Source organism: Roseobacter sp. HKCCD5988, assembly GCF_037830355.1.
In the GTDB taxonomy this organism is placed as follows: domain Bacteria; phylum Pseudomonadota; class Alphaproteobacteria; order Rhodobacterales; family Rhodobacteraceae; genus M30B80.
In genome coordinates this window covers 1,201,091-1,221,083 of record NZ_JBBLYJ010000001.1, presented here as the reverse complement: position 1 = coordinate 1,221,083, position 19,993 = coordinate 1,201,091, and the positions used below count along the sequence as shown (strand labels likewise).

General features: G+C 57.4%; 18 protein-coding genes. 14 read left to right on the top strand and 4 right to left on the bottom strand.

Translation table 11 applies throughout. From position 1 onward, the window contains the following. Positions 1-4 precede the first annotated feature (4 nt). The 3 genes from radA to purF all read left to right on the top strand — a co-directional run bounded on the left by radA (position 5) and on the right by purF (position 3,686). Positions 5-1,372 carry a DNA repair protein RadA gene (gene radA, locus AAC636_RS06065; RefSeq protein ID WP_340300769.1) on the top strand — a complete coding sequence of 456 codons (1,368 nt, stop codon included), beginning with the start codon at positions 5-7 and terminating at the stop codon, positions 1,370-1,372. Positions 1,373-1,398: 26 nt separating this feature from the next. Then, positions 1,399-2,007 carry a CvpA family protein gene (locus tag AAC636_RS06060; RefSeq protein ID WP_340300768.1) on the top strand — a complete coding sequence of 203 codons (609 nt, stop codon included), beginning with the start codon at positions 1,399-1,401 and terminating at the stop codon, positions 2,005-2,007. Between the two features lie 173 nt (positions 2,008-2,180). Continuing rightward, entirely contained in the window at positions 2,181-3,686 is a 1,506-nt protein-coding gene (gene purF / locus AAC636_RS06055) for an amidophosphoribosyltransferase (protein ID WP_340300767.1), read from the top strand. A gap of 70 nt (positions 3,687-3,756) precedes the next feature. On the opposite strand, the gene AAC636_RS06050 is transcribed toward purF, so the two are convergent. Continuing rightward, a complete protein-coding gene (locus AAC636_RS06050; RefSeq protein ID WP_340300766.1) occupies positions 3,757-4,329 on the bottom strand; it encodes a biotin transporter BioY in 573 nt (190 codons plus the stop codon). 166 nt (positions 4,330-4,495) lie between these two features. On the opposite strand from AAC636_RS06050, the gene AAC636_RS06045 reads away from it, so the two are divergent. Next, the gene (locus AAC636_RS06045; protein WP_340300765.1) at positions 4,496-5,158 is read left to right on the top strand and encodes an SDR family NAD(P)-dependent oxidoreductase; all 663 of its coding nucleotides are present in this window, start codon (positions 4,496-4,498) and stop codon (positions 5,156-5,158) included. A 14-nt stretch (positions 5,159-5,172) separates the two neighbouring features. On the opposite strand, the gene AAC636_RS06040 is transcribed toward AAC636_RS06045, so the two are convergent. Next, positions 5,173-5,676, bottom strand: a complete 504-nt coding sequence (locus AAC636_RS06040; RefSeq protein WP_340300764.1) for a cell division protein ZapA — start codon at positions 5,674-5,676, stop codon at positions 5,173-5,175. Continuing rightward, a complete protein-coding gene (locus AAC636_RS06035; RefSeq protein ID WP_340300763.1) occupies positions 5,676-6,410 on the bottom strand; it encodes a hypothetical protein in 735 nt (244 codons plus the stop codon). The genes AAC636_RS06040 and AAC636_RS06035 overlap by 1 nt, the downstream gene beginning before the upstream one ends. 291 nt (positions 6,411-6,701) lie before the next feature. Between AAC636_RS06035 and tkt the strand changes: the two genes are divergently transcribed. Then, positions 6,702-8,717 carry a transketolase gene (gene tkt / locus AAC636_RS06030; protein WP_340300762.1) on the top strand — a complete coding sequence of 672 codons (2,016 nt, stop codon included), beginning with the start codon at positions 6,702-6,704 and terminating at the stop codon, positions 8,715-8,717. A gap of 41 nt (positions 8,718-8,758) precedes the next feature. Here the strand turns inward: tkt and AAC636_RS06025 are convergent, their stop codons facing one another. Beyond that, complete coding sequence (locus AAC636_RS06025) at positions 8,759-9,703, bottom strand: DUF808 domain-containing protein (RefSeq protein WP_340300761.1); 945 nt, start codon at positions 9,701-9,703, stop codon at positions 8,759-8,761. 187 nt (positions 9,704-9,890) lie between these two features. Here AAC636_RS06025 and gap (AAC636_RS06020) point away from each other — a divergent pair, with 187 nt between their 5' ends. From gap (AAC636_RS06020) to AAC636_RS05980, 9 genes are all read left to right on the top strand, one after another. Further along, entirely contained in the window at positions 9,891-10,895 is a 1,005-nt protein-coding gene (gap, locus tag AAC636_RS06020; RefSeq protein ID WP_340300760.1) for a type I glyceraldehyde-3-phosphate dehydrogenase, read from the top strand. Between the two features lie 479 nt (positions 10,896-11,374). Further along, complete coding sequence (gap, locus tag AAC636_RS06015; RefSeq protein ID WP_340300759.1) at positions 11,375-12,376, top strand: type I glyceraldehyde-3-phosphate dehydrogenase; 1,002 nt, start codon at positions 11,375-11,377, stop codon at positions 12,374-12,376. A gap of 111 nt (positions 12,377-12,487) precedes the next feature. Further along, on the top strand, positions 12,488-13,666 hold the full coding sequence (locus AAC636_RS06010; protein ID WP_340300758.1) for a phosphoglycerate kinase: 1,179 nt from the start codon (positions 12,488-12,490) through the stop codon (positions 13,664-13,666). A 147-nt stretch (positions 13,667-13,813) separates the two neighbouring features. Continuing rightward, the gene (locus tag AAC636_RS06005; RefSeq protein ID WP_340251712.1) at positions 13,814-14,113 is read left to right on the top strand and encodes an FtsB family cell division protein; all 300 of its coding nucleotides are present in this window, start codon (positions 13,814-13,816) and stop codon (positions 14,111-14,113) included. Between the two features lie 98 nt (positions 14,114-14,211). Next, complete coding sequence (locus AAC636_RS06000) at positions 14,212-15,342, top strand: S-(hydroxymethyl)glutathione dehydrogenase/class III alcohol dehydrogenase (RefSeq protein WP_340300757.1); 1,131 nt, start codon at positions 14,212-14,214, stop codon at positions 15,340-15,342. Continuing rightward, positions 15,342-16,166, top strand: a complete 825-nt coding sequence (gene fghA, locus AAC636_RS05995) for an S-formylglutathione hydrolase (protein WP_340260936.1) — start codon at positions 15,342-15,344, stop codon at positions 16,164-16,166. The genes AAC636_RS06000 and fghA overlap by 1 nt, the downstream gene beginning before the upstream one ends. 120 nt (positions 16,167-16,286) lie before the next feature. After that, entirely contained in the window at positions 16,287-17,306 is a 1,020-nt protein-coding gene (gene pdhA / locus AAC636_RS05990) for a pyruvate dehydrogenase (acetyl-transferring) E1 component subunit alpha (RefSeq protein ID WP_340300756.1), read from the top strand. 21 nt (positions 17,307-17,327) lie between these two features. Next, on the top strand, positions 17,328-18,692 hold the full coding sequence (locus AAC636_RS05985; protein WP_340251724.1) for a pyruvate dehydrogenase complex E1 component subunit beta: 1,365 nt from the start codon (positions 17,328-17,330) through the stop codon (positions 18,690-18,692). A 13-nt stretch (positions 18,693-18,705) separates the two neighbouring features. After that, the gene (locus AAC636_RS05980; protein WP_340300755.1) at positions 18,706-19,986 is read left to right on the top strand and encodes a pyruvate dehydrogenase complex dihydrolipoamide acetyltransferase; all 1,281 of its coding nucleotides are present in this window, start codon (positions 18,706-18,708) and stop codon (positions 19,984-19,986) included. Positions 19,987-19,993: the final 7 nt, after the last annotated feature.

The following is a 19,993-nucleotide window of genomic DNA, read 5'->3' as shown; positions in this document are numbered from 1 at the left end:
TGCCATGGCAAAACCTATAACCCAATTTATCTGCGGCCAATGCGGCACGGTTCATAAAAAATGGATCGGGCGTTGCGATGGCTGTGGCGAGTGGAACACGATTGTTGAGGAGGCCCCGCTTTCGGCAGGCCCCGCCAAATCGGGCTTGGGTGCAGGCAAGGGGCGCAAAATGGCGCTGATGGATTTGGCCAGCCAAGAGGCCCCGCCACCGCGCCACCCTTCAGGCTTGGCGGAATTGGATCGTGTTCTTGGTGGCGGGCTTGTGCCGGCCTCTGCGCTGCTCTTGGGGGGGGATCCGGGCATCGGGAAATCAACCCTCTTGTTGCAAGCTGCGGCCAGTTTCGCGGCCAAGGGCCTGTCGGTTGTTTATGTCTCGGGCGAGGAGGCCAGCGCACAGGTGCGCATGCGCGCGCAACGTCTGGGTTTGGGCGCAGCCCCGATGGCCTTGGCGGCAGAAACCAATTTGCGCGATATTCTGACCACTTTGGACGAAACCCGCCCCGATTTGGTGATTATCGATTCGATCCAAACCATGTGGCTTGACACAGTCGACAGCGCACCTGGATCTGTCAGCCAAGTGCGCGCCGCAGCACATGAATTGGTTACCTTCGCCAAACGGCGTGGGGTCAGCGTGATCCTGGTGGGCCATGTCACCAAAGATGGCCAAATTGCGGGGCCGCGCGTGGTCGAACATATGGTCGATTGCGTGCTATATTTTGAGGGCGAACGCGGTCATCAATTCCGCATTCTGCGCTCGGTCAAAAACCGCTTTGGCCCTGCGGGTGAGATTGGTGTTTTTGAAATGACCGGTGCGGGCCTCTGTGAGGTTGCAAACCCGTCTGCTCTGTTTCTCTCAGAGAATGAAACCGCCTCACCCGGATCGGCGGTCTTTGCAGGCATTGAGGGCACAAGACCCGTCTTGGTCGAAATCCAAGCCTTGGTCGCCCCCTCCCCGCTTGGTCAACCCCGCCGTGCGGTTGTGGGCTGGGACAGCGCACGGCTTGCCATGATCTTGGCGGTGCTTGAGGCCCGTGTGGGGATCGCCTTTGCGGGGCTTGATGTTTATCTCAACATCGCAGGCGGGTTGCGGATCACTGAACCTGCGGCTGATCTGGCGGTTGCTGCCGCCTTGCTAAGCGCGCGCGAGGATGCGGCGCTGCCACAAGGGTCGGTGATTTTTGGCGAATTAAGTCTATCTGGCGCGCTTCGGCCCGTGGCACAGGCGGAAAACAGGTTGAAAGAAGCGCAAAAACTTGGTTTCTCGACTGTGATCGCGCCAGAGGGCTGCAATTTTGGCTCGGTCGGGGGTGTTAAGCTGATGCAAATGGCGGATATGACGCGATTTGTGGGCGATATATTCGGCGCGGGCTAGCGCCAAAATAAGTGAGGGAGCGGGCGATGGATGGGTTCACGATGATTGACGGCATTGCAGGCGGGGTGATTTTCATCTCGGCCATCTTGGCCTATTCGCGCGGTTTTGTGCGCGAGGTCATGTCAATCTTGGGCTGGATCGCCGCGGCCATCGTGGCCTATTGGGCCGCACCTGAAGTGCGCCCACTGATCTCGGAAATTCCCTATATCGGGCCATATGTCGATGACAGCTGCGAATTGGGCATGATCTTGGGCTTTTCGGCAGCCTTTGCTGTGACGCTGATTGTTGTCTCGCTCTTCTCGCCGCTGTTTTCCTCATTCATCCAGAAAACCAAACTGGGCGGGTTTGATGCGGGCGCGGGTCTCTTCTTTGGCGTGCTGCGCGGTGTGGCCTTGGTGGCGGTGGCCTTGGTGGCCTATGACCGACTGGCCGGCAGCGATCCTGCGGCGTCAGTCGTGAACAGCCAAACCGCACAAATCTTTGCCTCGCTGACCATGCAGATCGACAGCGAAATCCCAAGCGATGCGCCGGGTTGGTTGATTGGTCGCTATGAGGGGCTGACCACAGGATGCGTGGCCCCTGCCGCAGGCGACGCGCAAAGCGCGCGCGCACTCCTATCCGTGCCCGCAGCGTAAGTGCATGCCCACGCGGCGTATCATTAAAATTATACATGAATTTAGAGCGAAAATTGTGACGCATTCATGACAGCTAACAGGTGACAGCGCCGCGCCTTTGTCCTAGGTAAGGCTTGCAACCGACTCGCCCATTTCCGTAGCTTTCGGCTATGACCGCAGGCAGGAGCCCGCCGATGCCCAGCAATTTTGCGTCCCCGCGCACCGCAGATTTCCCCGCCCATCCCTTTGATCCCCTCTCTGATGATAAGCTGCGTGAAGAATGCGGCGTCTTTGGTGTGATCGGTGTGGCGGATGCCGCGAATTTTGTGGCCCTTGGCCTGCACGCGCTGCAACATCGCGGCCAAGAGGCGGGTGGGATCGTCAGCTATGACCCTGCCGAAGGGTTCAACTCGGCCCGCCGTTTCGGGTATGTGCGCGATAATTTCACCAATGCCAGCGTTATGGACACGCTGCCCGGTGCGCTTGCCATCGGCCATGTGCGTTATTCCACGGCAGGCAATAAGGGCAATACGGCAATCCGTGATGTGCAGCCCTTTTTTGGCGAATTCGCCATGGGTGGGGCCGCGATTGCGCATAATGGGAATATCGTCAACGCCGATGAACTGCGCCGCGAATTGATTGAACGCGGGTCGATCTTCCAATCCTCATCGGACAGTGAGTGCATCATTCACCTGATGGCGCGCAGCTATCAGAAAAATATCCCCGAGCGTATGAAAGATGCGTTGCGCCGCGTAGAGGGCGCGTTTTCGGTAGTGGCCATGACGCGCACAAAATTGATGGGTGTGCGCGACCCGCTTGGGGTGCGCCCCTTGGTGTTGGGCAAGATCGGCGATGGTTACGCGCTTTCCTCCGAAACCTGTGCGCTTGATATCATCGGCGCCGAATTCGTGCGCGAGATCAAGCCCGGTGAGATGGTCGTCATCACCGCGCAGGGCATCGAAAGCTATATGCCCTTCGAGCAGCGCAAATCGCGCTTTTGCATCTTCGAACATGTCTATTTCTCGCGCCCCGACAGTATTTTGGGCGGGCGGTCAGTGTATGAAACGCGCCGCCAGATTGGCGTGGAATTGGCGCGCGAAGCCCCTGTTGAGGCAGATCTCGTCTGCCCTGTGCCCGATAGTGGCACGCCTGCGGCCATCGGGTTTGCCCATGAAAGTGGCATCCCGTTTGGCATGGGGATCATCCGCAACCAATATATGGGCCGCACCTTTATCGAACCCACCGAACAGATCCGCAATATGGGTGTGCGTCTTAAGCTGAACATCAACCGCGCCTTGATTGAAGGCAAGCGGGTGATCTTGGTAGATGACAGCGTTGTGCGCGGCACCACCTCGCAAAAGATCAAAGAAATGATTTTAGACGCAGGCGCGGCCGAGGTGCATTTCCGCATCGCCTCTCCGCCTACAGCATGGCCTTGTTTTTACGGGGTGGACACGCCACAGCGCGACAAGCTTCTTGCAGCGACAATGAGCGCCGAAGAAATGCGCGCCCATCTGGGTGTGGACAGCCTGCGCTTTATCTCGCTTGATGGGCTCTATCGTGCCGTGGGTGAGGCCAAGGGCCGTGACCCCAAAAACCCCACCTATTGCGATGCCTGTTTCTCAGGCGAATATCCTGTGCGCCCCACAGACCAAATCGCCAAAGGTTTTGCCATGAACGAACCCGCCGCTGCTGAATAAGCGGCACCATGGCACAAAAGAAAAAGGCCGCTCCGAGGAGCGGCCTTTTTCTTTAGATCTTTCATGCAAATCAGCGGATCGCTTTGCGCAAGTTAGACGCACCCGCCACAATCAAAGCGGCCAAAAGCGCCTTGACCACATCACCCGCGATGAAGGGCGCCATCCAACCAGAGAGCAAGGTTGAAGGCTCAACCCCCATGACCAAGGCAGGCCATGCAAGGCCAGGCACATAAAGCGCGGCCGAAGAAACCAGTGCCGCAGCAAAGCCAAGGATTGGCTTGAGCGCCATGCCACGATCAGCAGCCAAACCCGCGATATAAGCCATCACAACAAAGCCCAAAAGGAAACCACCGGTAGGCCCGAACATATAGGCCAGACCTGCACCGCCATTGGCGAAAACAGGCAGACCCATCGCGCCCTCAACCAAATAGGCCACAAGCGCCGCAACGCCCAAACGCGCGCCCAAGGCGAAAGCAACGGTCAGGATTGCTAAGGTTTGCAGCGTCATAGGAACAGGGAACATCGGCACCGAGATTTGCGCCGCAATTGCAATCACAAGAGAGCCTGCCAAGACCAATGCCGCTTTTTGCGCAAGGCTTGTGGGGGTGGTCAGGGATTTGGTTAGAAAGTCAGAACGGCTCATAAATCGGGCTCCTCAAAGGTTCTGGAGAATTCGCGTTTAAGCTGTTTTCCGCTTGCAGCACCGCAAAGTCAAGCAAAGAGCACGCAAATTACCCACAGCCACCGCAAATCAGGCGCGGCAAAAAACCCTGCTTGCCAAATCGCTGCTTTCATCCCATGTGGGAGGCATGGAAAAGATTTTGTCAGGTAAAATCGCCCTTGTCACAGGGGCATCGCGCGGAATTGGGGCAGCCTCAGCGGAATGGTTGGCCGCTCGCGGCGCTCATGTCGTTGCCGTTGCCCGCACCACGGGCGCTTTGGAAGAATTGGATGACCGCATCCAAGCCAAAGGCGGCCAAGCCACGCTTGCCCCCATGGATATTACCACGGATGCTGCAATGGCGCATTTGTGCCGTTCGATTTTTGATCGGTGGGGGCGCGCCGATATTTGGGTGCATGCGGCCCTTCACGCAACCGCGCTGACCCCTGCCCCGCATATCACGGAAAAAGACCTTGATCGTGCCATTGGCACCAATATTCGCGCAGTATCGCGTTTGATCACCATGATCGCGCCATTGATTGAGCCGTCTGACGACCCGCATGCCGTGTTCTTTGACGATACATGGGACGCGAAATTCGCAGGCACCTATGGCATGAGCAAGGCCGCCACCCGCGCCTTGGTGCAAAACTGGCAATCCGAGACGGAAAAGCACGGGCCGAACGTGCATCTGTTACACCCAAAGCCCATGCCAACCGCTTTGCGCGCACGGTTTTATCCTGGTGAAGATCGGGAGGGGTTGGCAAAGCCCAGTGACGAAGCCGAACGGCTGTTACAACCGATCTTCGGCTAAAAGCCGAAGGTCAGCTAATCTTTATCGTCATCGTCTTCGTCCTCAACCGCAGCCGCTTTGGCCTTGGGGGCAACAGGCGTGGGACGGGGCGCTTCAACCTCAGGCAGTTCTTCGATACGATCTGCCAAGGCCTCGGCGCGGGCGGCAAGCTCGGCCAACCCATCCACCACTTGCGCAGGGATGACCGCCACCTCTGCAGGCGGCTTCGCGGCTTCAAGATCTGCGATTTTCATCTGCGATTTGCGCAAAAGATCCTCGGCTTTGGCCAGCGTCTCTTCCATCGCCTTGATTTTGGTTTGCGCGGCCTCAAGCTCATCGGTTTTGGCAAGGGTTTTATCGGCCAAAAGCAGACCCGCCATCAGCAACATCCGTTCCGCAGGCAACCGACCAATCTGACCCGAGACCACAGAGGCCTCGGTGTCCAACATTTGCGCCGCCGCTTTGAGAAGGGGTTCCTCGCCCTCTTGGCAGGCGACTGGGAAATTACGGCCACCGATGGTAATCGTTACATCAGGCATTACGCGCCCCCTTCTTCGGTCACAGTATCAATCTCGGCCAAAATCTGCGCCAGTTCTTGGGCATCGGCGGCGCGCTGCGCCTTGAGCGCACGAATTTCCGCCAAAAGACCAGATTGGAGCAATTCGCGATCAAAATTCCCTTCGGGCGTCTCGCGCAACTCTTCCAAGGTCTCTTGTAACCTCGCGATTGTTGCGCGCAATTCGCCCAATGTGCTGTCCGTCATCTGAGCGCCACGATCCTCCAGCGCATCGCGCGCGGCATCACGCTCATCGCGGGCCTCGTTGCGTTCTTCGCGCAAGCGCGCGGCGCGCATCCGCAGGATTTGCACCTCACTCTCGCCCGTGGCTTCGGGTATTGGGGCGGCATCAGATACGGCCTCGGCTTGGGTGGTAGATTGGGCAAGGTCAGATTTCAGCTGCTCAACCTCGGCACGGGCTGCTGCCAATTCGGCCTTGAGCGCATCCCGCGCAGCCTCGGCCTCAGTGGCCCGCAATTCAGCCCCATCCGTGCTGCCCTGCGCCTGAGCCTCCATCGCCTTAAGCCGTGCCGTCAGATCCAATCGCGTACGCTGCTCTAGCGCCAATTCTTCGCGCAGATCAGACAGTTCATCCGAGGACGTGGTGCTGTTTGCAGAGGTGCGGGCCTTTTCCATCGCCGCATCAATCCGCGCAAGCGCAGCTGACAGGCGGGACTCAAGCTGATCGACTTTCTCAATGGCCAAAGGATCGCTCATTTTGCCTCCCCCAATTGCGGGCGTTTGGATCGCCTCATGAAACATTTACGCGGCAGTCGTATCACGCAGACCATGTCAGATCGCGCGGGCCGAATCTGACCCCCTGCGACACATTATGATCCAATTTCGGGAGTTTGGCAGGATTTCTTGATCTAAGGCAACCCTTGCGTCTCTAGCGGCCAACAGCACTTGGGCGTGGGCTTCGGGCTTGAACTTTGGTCACGCCCTGCTAAACCCGTCCGCGTTAACGCTCCCACAAGCACTCCCGCAGCCCTCTTCTAGGACATTGATATGGATCTTTCTGCACTTGCCGCCCGCAATCCTGACCATTGGCGCCGCGCCGCCTGTATCCGTACGCTTGCCCTTGACGGGGTGGCCGCCGCGAATTCGGGCCATTCTGGTATGCCGATGGGGATGGCGGATGTTGCGACCGTGCTGTTCGACAAGCACCTCTCCTTTGACGCATCGGCCCCGAGCTGGCCAAATCGCGACCGCTTTATTCTGTCGGCGGGCCATGGCTCGATGCTGATCTATGCGCTGCTGTATCTCACAGGTTACAAGCAAATGACATTGGAGCAGATCAAGAATTTCCGTCAGTTGGGCGCCATCACAGCGGGCCATCCTGAATTTGGCCATGTCGAAGGGGTTGAAACGACCACAGGCCCCTTGGGGCAAGGGATTTCCAACGCGGTTGGCTTTGCCATGGCCGAGGAACATCTGCGTGCCACATGGGGCGCAAAGATTATGGATCACTACACCTATTGCATCGCGGGCGATGGCTGCCTGATGGAGGGCATCAGCCAAGAGGCGATCGGTCTTGCAGGGCGTCATGAATTGAGCCGCCTGATTGTGCTTTGGGATGACAATAACATCACCATCGATGGCACAGTTGATATGGCCTGCCGTGTGGATCAGCGCGCGCGCTTTGCCGCCGCAGGGTGGGATGTGTTTGACTGTGACGGCCATGATGCCGCTGATATCGACCGCGCAATTACGGCAGCCAAGGCAAGTCCGCGCCCCGCAATGGTGGCCTGCAAAACCCATATCGCAATCGGCTCTGCCGCGCAGGACACCCCCAAGGGCCACGGCGCATTGACCGACCCCAAAGTGGTAGCTGACACGAAAGCCGTCTATGGCTGGACGCATGGGGCCTTTGAAATCCCTGCCGATCTCAAAAACTGGTGGGAAGCTGTTGGCGCAAAAGGCGCCACCGCGCGCGCCGAATGGGAAGCTCGTCTTGCCGCCCTGCCCGCCGCCAAACAGGCCGAGTTTACCCGCGCTTTTGCAGGCGAGGTTCCCGCGAAATTGGGCAATGCGCTGCGCCGCTATAAAAAATCCCTCGCGGATGAGGCGCCCAAAGTGGCGACCCGCAAGGCCAGTGAAATGGCCCTTGCCGTGATCAACCCGATAATGAAAGAGACCTTGGGCGGCTCTGCAGATTTGACTGGGTCGAACAATACCAAAACGGGCGATATGGGGATTTTCACTCCTGAAAACCGCAAAGGGCGCTATGTCCATTACGGCATCCGCGAGCATGGTATGGCGGCAGCGATGAACGGCATGGCGCTACATGGGGGTGTGCGCCCCTATGGCGGGACTTTCTTTACCTTTACCGATTACGCGCGCCCCTCGATGCGACTTTCCGCTTTGATGGGGATTAACGTGGTCTATGTGATGACCCATGACAGCATCGGCGTCGGCGAGGATGGCCCAACCCACCAACCTGTTGAGCATCTCGCCATGATGCGGGCCACGCCAAATTGCCTTGTGATGCGCCCTGCCGATGCGGTGGAAACCGCCGAATGTTGGGAGATCGCGCTGGCGCAACCAAACCGCCCCAGCGTCTTGGCCCTGACCCGTCAAAACCTACCCACGTTGCGCAGAAAACATGTCTCGCGCAATTTGGCCGCCCAAGGGGCCTATGTTTTGGCCGAGGCCGAAGGCAAGCGTCAGGTGATCTTGATGGCAACAGGGTCGGAAGTCGAAATTGCCATGGCGGCCCGCGACAAGTTGCAGTCCGAAGGCATCGGAACACGGGTTGTCTCGGTGCCGTCTATGGAACTCTTTGCCGAGCAAGACGAAGCCTATCGCAAGCGCGTTCTACCTGCAGGGCCCGTGCGCATTGCGGTTGAGGCCGCTGTGCGTCAGCCTTGGGATCGCTGGTTGTTGGGCGAGCGTGGTCGTGAGGCCAAGGCGGGCTTTGTTGGGATGAACAGTTTTGGCGCTTCTGCCCCTGCTGAAGTTCTCTACGAGCATTTCGGCATCACCGCAGAGGCGGTCGTGGCCGAGGCCAAAGCGCGCCTTTAGGCAAAGAACCTAATATACAAAATCGGGCGTGTGGGGGTTTCCTACACGCCCTTTTTCTTTGGGAAAAGTGGCAGGATCACCGCAACGAGCGGGATCAAACAGGCCCCAACACCCAAGCCCACAATACCTGCGCCAAGGGCGAACACCGCCCACTCCACCAATCCGTGGGCCGCGGCCACAGCATCCGCTGCGGCAAGGCTGAGGTGATGCAGCATCTCCTCTGGGGCGGGCCAGCCCAGTTGCGCGGCCCCGTGCAGAAGGATGGCGCCCCCCACCCACAGCATCGCCGCTGTGCCAATTCGGGTGAGCCACAGCAGGAAGCTGGGCATCGCGGCCACGATCCCCCGCCCCAGACGTTGTAAGGCGGGCGCGCGGTCGGGATGCGCCAAATGCAGCCCCACATCATCGGCCTTTACAATCAGGGCGACCGACCCATAGACCAAAGCGGTGATGCCAATCGCCACAAGGGCAAGCGCGAAACCCGCATAAATCAGGCTTGGCGCCTCAAGCGCCGAAAGCGCGATGGTCATGATTTCAGCGGAAAGGATGAAATCTGTTTTGATCGCACCTTTGACACGCGCCTCTTCTAAATGGGCGGGGTCGCTTGCCGCAGGATCGCGCGCCTCAGGATGCGGGCGAAAGGCATGAAGGATCTTTTCTGCCCCCTCACAACACAAATAAGCCCCCCCCATCATCAACAGGGGCGGAATCGCCCAAGGGGCGAATTGCGACAACAGGAGCGCCACAGGCAAAAGGATCACCAATTTATTGACAATCGAGCCACGCGCGATCTTCCAGACAATCGGCAATTCACGCTCTGGCGAAAACCCTGTGAGATATTTGGGGGTGACGGCCGCGTCATCAATCACCGCGCCTGCGGCCTTTGCCCCTGCTTTGGCTGCTTGTGCCGCGATATCGTCCACGGAGGCCGCCGCAACCTTCGTCAAAGCCGCGACATCATCCAACAGCGCCAATAATCCGCTCATCCACCCCAATCCTTTTGCACCCAACAGCCGCCCTTAGCATAGCGGCACAGCATGTTCGCGCAACCGTTCGCGCTAACATCGGATGTTTTCGCTAACATTATGAAAATTCGTCATTTTTTCCTTGGGGATCGGGCGCGGCTTTTGTATGCGATCAAGCAAGAGCGCAAATCGGATTGGAGACAAGATCATGACCATCACCCTTGGCATCAATGGATTTGGCCGCATCGGGCGGTGCACCCTTGCCCATATCGCAGAGGCTACACGCAACGATGTGCAAGTGGTCAAAATCAACGCGACTGGCCCGCTTGAGACCAATGCGCATCTGCTAAAATATGACAGCGTGCATGGCCGTTTTGGCGGCGAGGTGCGCCTGACCGAGGACACAATGGATTTAGGCCAAGGCCCGATCAAAGTCTTTTCCACCTACGACCCACAAGAGTTGGATTGGGAGGGCTGCGATGTCGTTCTTGAATGCACAGGCAAGTTCAACAATCGTGACGCGGCCGCTGTCCATTTGACCCGCGGCGCAAAGCGGGTCTTGGTCTCGGCCCCCGCGAAACAAGCCGATAAAACCATCGTCTATGGCGTGAACCACCGTGACCTGCGCGAAGATCATCATGTGGTCTCGAACGGGTCTTGCACCACGAATTGCTTGGCCCCTTTGGCAAAAGTGCTGAATGACGCGATTGGTATTGAACGCGGGATCATGACCACGATCCACAGCTACACAGGCGATCAGCCCACGCTAGACCGCCGCCACTCCGATCTTTACCGCGCGCGTGCCGCCGCGATGGCGATGATCCCCACATCGACTGGCGCTGCAAAAGCGCTAAAAGAAGTTCTGCCTGAACTCGAAGGTCGGTTGGATGGCACGGCCATGCGGGTTCCAACCCCGAATGTGTCTTGCGTTGATCTGACCTTTGAGGCGGGGCGCGACACATCGGTGGAGGAGGTCAACCAAATCATGCGCGATGCGGCCGAGGGCCATATGCGCAGCGTCCTGGCCTATGATCCAGAACCCAAGGTTTCGATTGATTTCAATCACACCACGCATAGCTCGATTTTTGCGCCAGATCAGACAAAGGTCATCGGTGGGCGCACGGTTCGTGTTTTGGCATGGTATGACAATGAATGGGGATTTTCGGCGCGTATGGCGGATGTCTCTGCTGCCATGGGGCGCCTGATCGCCTAAACCCCCGTCCTAGGTCACGACTTTTTATAAAACCCAGCCATGATGCATGGCAGGGTTTTTGCTTTTTCATCCCCTGAACGGCCTAAACCCAAGTTATAATGCCCCCAACCAGAGATCGAACTCTGCGATTTATAACCCGCGTCCAATGGCGATCGGGGCGATTTCCGCACAAATCCTGTCTCACAAGGCCGCCACAAACAGGTGGGCCGTTCACCACAGCAGAAAGGAAATCCACATGTCTTTTATGAAAACATCGACCTTTGTCGCAGCACTGGCCCTGACCACCGCCCTGCCTTTGGCGGCACAGGCCTCTGGCTATGAGCGTCTGACCGAAGAGCAGCGTGCAAACATTTGATCCATATCCTCGATAAAATGGCGTTCTGGCGCTAGAGATCCCCTTTCCTTTTCGCGGCTAAGGGACTATACCACCCGCAACTGTTACCGCTAACAATGCCATGCTTGGCGCACTGGAGGGGATTATGGCTGTTAAAGTTGCCATTAATGGGTTTGGTCGGATTGGACGCAACGTGCTGCGCGCGATCATCGAGTCGGGCCGCACCGATATTGAGGTGGTCGCAATCAATGATCTGGGGCCTGTTGAAACCAACGCGCATCTTTTGCGTTTTGACAGCGTGCATGGCCGCTTTCCCGCCGAAGTGAAAACAACCGAGACGACCATTGACGTGGGGCGCGGCCCAATTGAGGTCACCGCCATTCGCAACCCCGCTGAATTGCCATGGGGTCACATTGATATCGTCTTGGAATGCACGGGCATTTTCACCGACCGCGACAAGGCCGCCGTGCATCTTGAAAACGGGGCTTCGCGTGTCTTGGTTTCGGCCCCCTCAAAAGGGGCGGATAAGACCATCGTTTACGGGGTCAACCACGGCACATTGACGAAGGATGACATCATCGTCTCGAACGCCTCTTGCACCACGAACTGCCTTAGCCCTGTGGCCTTCGCGATCCACCATGCCATCGGGATTTCGCGCGGCTTTATGACGACGATCCACAGCTACACGGGCGATCAGCCGACCTTGGACACGATGCACAAGGACCTCTATCGCGCCCGCGCCGCCGCGATGAGCATGATCCCCACCTCAACAGGGGCCGCGCGCGCCGTTGGTTTGGTTTTGCCCGAATTGAATGGCAAGCTGGACGGGGTCGCAATCCGCGTGCCGACACCGAATGTCTCGGTTGTTGATCTGACTTTTGAGGCGGCCCGCACCACATCAGTTGAAGAAATCAACGAGGCAGTGATCAAGGCGGCCAATGGACCGCTTAAGGGCATTTTGGGCGTGACGGATCAGCCCAATGTCTCGATGGATTTTAACCATGATCCCCGCTCCTCGATCTTCCATTTGGATCAGACCAAAGTGATGGATGGCAATATGTGCCGCGTTCTGAGTTGGTATGATAACGAATGGGGCTTCTCAAACCGCATGGCCGATACGGCCGTGGCGATGGGAAAACTGATCTAAAGACAAAAAGGCGCGGAACACCGCGCCTTTTTCTTTGCCAAAAAATTGACCTTTGCGCTGGAAAAGTCTAGCGCAAGGATGACTGTATTTCCCAAATATCGGAGGCCGCAAATGGCGTGGAACACCTTGGATGATCTCGATCTTGCGGGCAAAACGGTGCTGACCCGTGTCGACATCAACGTGCCGATGGAAAATGGCAGCGTCACCGATGCGACACGGATTGAGAAGATCATCCCCACGATCCGCGACATCCGCGCGAAAGGTGGCCGCGTGGTTCTTTTGGCCCATTTTGGCCGCCCGAAAGGGCGCCCCGTTCCAGAAATGAGCCTAGCGCAACTGACGCCTGCCCTTGAGGCCGCGCTGGGGCATGAGGTGATTTTCATCGAAACCCCAAGCCGCGCCGCGATTGAGGCAACACCCACGTATGCTGTGATCTTGGTTGAGAACACTCGGTTTTCCCCGATGGAGGAGGCAAACGATCCGCAAATGGCGCAATTCCTTGCAGGGCTTGGTGACATTTACTGCAATGACGCTTTTTCAGCGGCGCATCGGGCGCATGCCTCAACCGAAGGGGTCGCGCATTTGCTGCCCTCTTGCGCGGGCCGCCTGATGGCTGCGGAATTGGCCGCATTGGAAGCCGCACTTGGCACCCCTGCCCGCCCTGTTATGGCCGTTGTTGGCGGGGCAAAAGTCTCGACCAAGCTGGATCTTCTGCACAATCTGGTTGGTAAGGTGGATCGCCTCGTAATCGGGGGCGGCATGGCCAATACGTTTTTGGCGGCACAGGGCCATGATGTCGGCGCGTCTTTGTGCGAACATGATCTGGCGCAAACGGCGCGCGACATTTTGGATCACGCAAAAACCACGGGTTGCGCCATCATTTTGCCAAGCGATGTGGTCATTGCCCGCGAATTCAAATCGGGTGCTACGCATGAGGTGGTTGCAAGCACGGCCGTGCCCAAGGATGCAATGATTTTGGATGCAGGCCCGAACAGCGTGGCAGCCATCATTGCCCAGATTGAAACTTCAAAAACCTTGATCTGGAACGGTCCGCTTGGCGCCTTTGAACTTAGCCCCTTTGACGCGGCCACGAACGCGGCCGCACAAGCGGCGGCACAGGCCACCAAAACAGGCCATCTGATTTCTGTCGCAGGCGGCGGGGATACGGTCGCGGCCCTCAATAAATCGGGCGCGGCGGAGCATTTCACCTATATCTCAACCGCAGGCGGCGCCTTCCTTGAATGGATGGAGGGCAAAACCCTCCCAGGTGTTGCGGCGCTGGGGATCTGACCCCCTAAATTTAGTGCTATAAATATCTGACTCTAAATATAAAAAAAATCGAATCAGGGGGATTCCCTTTTCAATTGGGATATGCGAATCTGCCCGCACGATATCGGCACAAATTCAAAGAATGCCGAATTGATGAGGCAGTAACGCATGTCGAAGACACGCAAACTTTCCCTTGCGGGGGCAGTTCTTCAGATCACGCTGATTTTGGTCGGTGGGTATTTTGGGCTTGCCGCGATCCAAGGGGACTCGGGCCTGTTCGAGCGCATCCAAATCGAAGCGGAAGCCGATGAGCTGCGTCTCGAATTGGCGGCGTTGCAGGCTGAAACGGCCCATCTTGAAACCCTGACACAACGCATGTCCGACACGTTCCTCGACCTTGACCTTCTGGATGAGCAAGCCCGCGAAATCCTCGGCTATCTGCGCGCGGATGAGATCGTCCTGCGTTAAGGCAAAAAAACCCCCTCAACCGCCGCATTCTGCCTTGCCCCTATGGGATGGGCTTCTTAACACTATGGCGAGATCGGATAAAAACAGGGGAGATCACCATGCGCACCAAAGCAGCCGTAGCCCTAAAAGCGGGCGAACCATTGACCGTGATGGAGGTCGAATTGGACGGCCCGAAGGCGGGCGAGGTCTTGGTGGAAATCAAAGCCACAGGCATTTGCCATACGGATGAATTTACCCGCTCGGGCGCGGACCCTGAGGGGATTTTCCCTGCTATTCTTGGCCATGAAGGTGCAGGCATTGTGGTTGAGGTGGGCGAAGGCGTGACCACCCTGAAACCTGGTGATCATGTGATCCCCCTCTATACGCCTGAATGTCGGCAATGTGCATCCTGCCGCTCAGGCAAGACCAACCTGTGCACCGCCATTCGCAACACCCAAGGTCAAGGGCTGATGCCTGATGGCACAACACGGTTTAAGATGCTCGATGGCACGCCGATTTATCACTATATGGGCTGCTCAACCTTCGCCAATCACACAGTGCTGCCCGAGATTGCCTTGGCCAAAGTGCGCGATGACGCGCCGTTTGACAAAATCTGCTACATTGGCTGCGGCGTGACCACGGGTATTGGCGCGGTGATCAACACCGCAGGGGTCGAGATCGGGTCAACCGCCGCCGTGTTTGGCCTTGGCGGCATCGGCTTGAACGTCATTCAAGGCCTGCGCATGGCGGGTGCAGATATGATCATCGGCGTTGATCTCAATGATGGCAAAGAGGAGATGGCGCGCAAATTCGGCATGACCCATTTCATCAACCCGTCAGAAATCGAAGGCAGCGTTGTGCAGGAGATTGTAAACCTCACCAAGCGCGGCGATGACCAGATCGGTGGCGTGGATTATTCCTTTGACGCCACAGGCAATGTCAAAGTGATGCGCGATGCACTAGAATGCAGCCACCGCGGGTGGGGTGTTTCCGTCATCATCGGTGTTGCCCCCGCAGGGGCCGAGATCAGCACGCGACCCTTCCAACTTGTGACAGGGCGCGTCTGGAAAGGCACGGCCTTTGGCGGCGCGAAAGGGCGCAGCGATGTGCCAAAATTTGTCGATTGGTATATGGATGGTAAGATCGAAATTGATCCGATGATCACCCATAAATTGACACTCGATCAAATCAATGAGGGGTTTGATTTGATGCATGCGGGCAAATCAATCCGCGCAGTGGTAGAATTTTGATGCAGGTGATCAGCGAAAATCGTGCATTTGGCGGCAAGCAAATTGTCGCCAAACACCTGTCAGATGCGTGCAACTGCGAAATGACCTTTGCGGTCTATCTTCCACCGCAGGCCGAAGACGGGCCTGTGCCCGTGTTGTATTACCTGTCAGGTCTGACCTGCACACATGAGAATGCCATGACCAAAGCGGGCGCCCAAGCATGGGCGGCAGAGTATGGCATTGCCGTGGTCTTTCCCGACACCAGCCCGCGTGGCGAAGGCGTTGCAAATGACGAGGCCTATGATCTGGGCCAAGGCGCAGGGTTCTATGTCAATGCGACCGAGGCCCCTTGGGCTGCACATTTTAAGATGTGGGATTACATCGCAGAAGAATTTCCTGCCTTGATTGATGCGGAATTCCCCATTGACGGCACCCGCGCAGGCATCACGGGCCATTCAATGGGCGGGCATGGGGCGCTGACGCTTGCCTTAACCTATCCTGATCGGTTCAAAAGCCTTTCTGCCCTTGCACCAATCGCCAACCCGACCCAATCAGATTGGGGGAAAAAGCAGCTTGCCGCTTATTTGGGGCCAGATCAGGGCCAATGGGCCGCGCATGACGCAAGTCTTTTGATGGCCACGCAGGGCTATCCAAGTGACATCTTGATTGACCAAGGCGGCGCAGATCAATTCCTTGAGCTACTACGCCCTGCCAGTTTGGCCCACGCCATGACAGAACGTGCACAGCCCCATGTGATGCGGATGCATGAGGGCTATGATCACAGCTATTTCTTTGTGGCCTCCGTGATCGAAGATCACATTCGCTGGCATGCTGAACGGCTTTAAAAATAGTAGAAATTTGCGCAAAAACCCTTAGGCTGAATTCCCCCTACCCTTTCCCCTGACTTTTGTGATAAAGAATAGTTCAACGTTAAACTATTCTTTCGAATGGGAGGGCCCAAGGATATGGCCGCGAAACGACCGACCCCCGCATCGAGCGGAAAAACCAAAGCGAAATCAAATGTTTCGCCTGATGAATTGAAAAAATTCTATCGCGAAATGCTGCTGATCCGCAGATTCGAAGAAAAAGCAGGTCAGCTTTACGGCATGGGTTTGATCGGTGGTTTTTGCCATCTCTATATTGGGCAAGAGGCGGTTGTTGTCGGCCTAGAGGCCGCGGCCAGCGAAGGCGACAAGCGGATCACCTCCTATCGCGACCACGGCCATATGCTGGCCTGCGGGATGGATGCCAAGGGTGTTATGGCCGAATTGACGGGCCGCATCGGGGGCTATTCCAAGGGCAAGGGCGGCTCGATGCATATGTTCTCGAAAGAGAAACATTTCTACGGCGGCCACGGCATCGTGGGCGCGCAAGTGCCATTGGGTGCGGGTCTGGCTTTCTCGGACAAATATCGCGGCAATGATCGCGTCACCTTTGCCTATTTCGGCGATGGTGCAGCCAACCAAGGTCAGGTCTACGAGACTTATAACATGGCCGAGCTGTGGTCGCTGCCTGTTGTTTTTGTGATTGAGAACAACCAATACGCGATGGGCACCTCAGTGCAGCGTTCAACAAAATCCCCAAGCCTATGGGAGCGCGGCGCGGCCTATGGGATCGCGGGCGAAGAGGTTGACGGGATGGATGTTTTGGCGGTCAAAGATGCGGGGCAACGCGCCGTTGCCTACTGCCGCGCTGGCAAAGGCCCCTACATTCTTGAGGTCAAAACCTATCGCTATCGCGGACATTCGATGTCTGACCCTGCGAAATATCGCACCCGCGAAGAAGTGCAGGAAATGCGCGAAAAGCACGATGCGATTGAACATGTTCGCCAATTGTTGCTGACGGGCGGTCACGCCTCTGAGGACAACCTCAAGGCGATTGATAAAGAAATCAAAGACCTCGTGAATGAGGCCGCCGAATTCTCCAAAGAAAGCCCTGAGCCACCTTTGGATGAATTGTGGACAGATATTTACGCGGACGCGTGAGCGGAAGGAGAGGATAAACCAATGGCAACCGAAATTTTGATGCCCGCCCTTTCGCCAACGATGGAAGAAGGCACTTTGGCCAAATGGCTGGTTAAGGAAGGCGACACCGTGCAAGCGGGTGATATTCTCGCCGAGATTGAAACCGACAAGGCCACGATGGAATTCGAGGCGGTCGATGAAGGCGTGATCGGCAAGATCCTTGTGGCTGAGGGCACCGAAGGGGTGAAGGTGAACACCGCCATCGCCATCATCGGCGAAGCGGGCGAAGATATGAGCGCGACCCCTGCGGCAGCCTCCCCCGCCTCTGCGGCCCCCGTTGCAGAAGCGGCACCTGCCGCACCTGTGGCCGCGGCCCCTGCGGCGCCCGTGGCAGATCAAAGCCCCGATTGGCCCGAAGGCACGCCGATGAAAACGCAAACCGTGCGAGAAGCGTTGCGCGATGCCATGGCCGAAGAAATGCGCGGCAATGACAATGTGTTCTTGATGGGCGAAGAGGTCGGTGAATATCAAGGTGCCTATAAGATCAGCCAAGGTTTGTTGGATGAGTTCGGCGCAAAGCGCGTGATCGACACCCCCATCACCGAGCATGGCTTTGCAGGGATCGCGGTCGGTGCGGCCTTTGGCGGGCTGAACCCAATCGTGGAATTCATGACCTTTAACTTTGCCATGCAAGCGATTGACCAGATCATCAACTCGGCGGCAAAGACGCTTTATATGTCAGGCGGTCAGATGGGCTGTCCTATCGTGTTCCGTGGCCCGAACGGCGCCGCCGCCCGCGTGGGCGCACAGCACAGCCAAGATTACGCCGCATGGTATGCGCATATTCCAGGCCTAAAGGTGGTGCAGCCTTATACCGCCGCAGATGCCAAGGGCCTTTTGAAACAGGCTATCCGAGATCCGAACCCCGTGATCTTCCTTGAGAATGAAATTCTCTACGGCAAAACCTTTGAGGTGCCAGATCTGCCCGATTTCACCATTCCGTTTGGCAAGGCAAAAATTGCCCGTGCAGGTGATGATGTGACCCTCGTGTCCTTCGGGATCGGCATGACATACGCCATGGAGGCCGCCGAACGTCTGGCCGCCGAAGGCATTTCTGCTGAGGTGATCGACCTGCGCACATTGCGCCCCTTGGATTACGGCACGGTTTTGGCCTCTGTCCAAAAAACCAACCGCTGCGTGACGATCGAAGAAGGTTTCCCTGTGGCCTCCATCGGCAATCACATCTCGGCATATCTGATGCAAAACGCCTTTGATTATCTCGATGCGCCTGTGATCAATTGCACGGGCAAAGATGTGCCAATGCCCTATGCGGCGAACCTTGAGAAACTGGCCCTTGTCACCACCGATGAAGTGGTCGCAGCGGTCAAATCCGTAACCTATCGCTAAGGAGGGGCTGATTATGGCAACCGAAATTCTAATGCCCGCCCTGTCGCCTACAATGGAAGAGGGCACATTGGCGAAATGGTTGGTCAAAGAGGGCGACACTGTGCAAGCAGGCGACCTCTTGGCCGAGATTGAAACCGACAAGGCCACGATGGAATTCGAGGCCGTGGATGAAGGCGTGATTGGCAAAATCCTTGTGGCTGAGGGCACCGAAGGGGTGAAGGTCAACACCGCCATCGCCATTATTGGTGAGGCGGGCGAGGATATGAGCGCGGCACCCGCCGCAGCGGCCCCTGCCCCTGCGGCACCCGCAGCCCAAGCAGCCCCAGCCACACCTGCAACCCCCACCCCTGCACCTGCGGCCCCCAAGGCAGAGGGCGCACGGGTTTTTGCCTCACCGCTTGCGCGGCGGATTGCGGCGGAAAAGGGCATCGACCTGACCAAAGTGAAGGGCACAGGCCCACATGGGCGGATCGTGAAGGCCGATGTCGAAAGCGGCAAGGCGGTTGCATCTGCCCCTGCGGCGACAGCGGCACCTGCGCAAAGCGCGCCCGCTCTGCCCGCCTCGCCTGGTGCAGATCAGATCAAGAAAATCTACGAAGGCCGCGATTATGAAGAAGTGGCTTTGGATGGGATGCGCAAAACTGTTGCCGCCCGCCTCACCGAAGCCAAGCAAACCATCCCGCATTTCTATCTGCGCCGCGACATTCGGATCGACAATTTACTTGCCTTCCGCGGCCAGCTGAACGCGCAATTGGCGGCGCGGGATGTCAAGCTTTCGGTCAATGATTTCATCATCAAGGCCTGTGCCCTTGCCCTGCAGGAAGTGCCAGATGCCAATGCGGTTTGGGCGGGGGATCGTATCCTCAAGCTGAAACCGTCTGATGTTGCGGTGGCCGTGGCAATTGAAGGTGGGCTGTTCACGCCTGTCCTCAAAGATGCGGATCAAAAATCCCTGTCGCGATTGTCGGCTGAGATGAAGGATCTAGCCGCACGCGCGCGGTCTAAGAAACTCGCCCCGCATGAATATCAGGGCGGCAGTTTCGCAATTTCCAATTTGGGTATGTTCGGGGTCGATAATTTCGATGCCGTTATCAACCCACCCCATGGCGCAATCTTGGCGGTTGGTGCAGGGGTGAAAAAGCCTGTCGTCAGCGAGGATGGCGCGGTGCAAGTGGCGACTGTGATGTCGGTCACGCTTTCCGTGGATCACCGCGCGATTGATGGCGCACTTGGGGCAGAATTACTGGCCTCCATTGTGCGCAATCTGGAAAACCCAATGGCGATGCTGGCCTAAAAGCCCG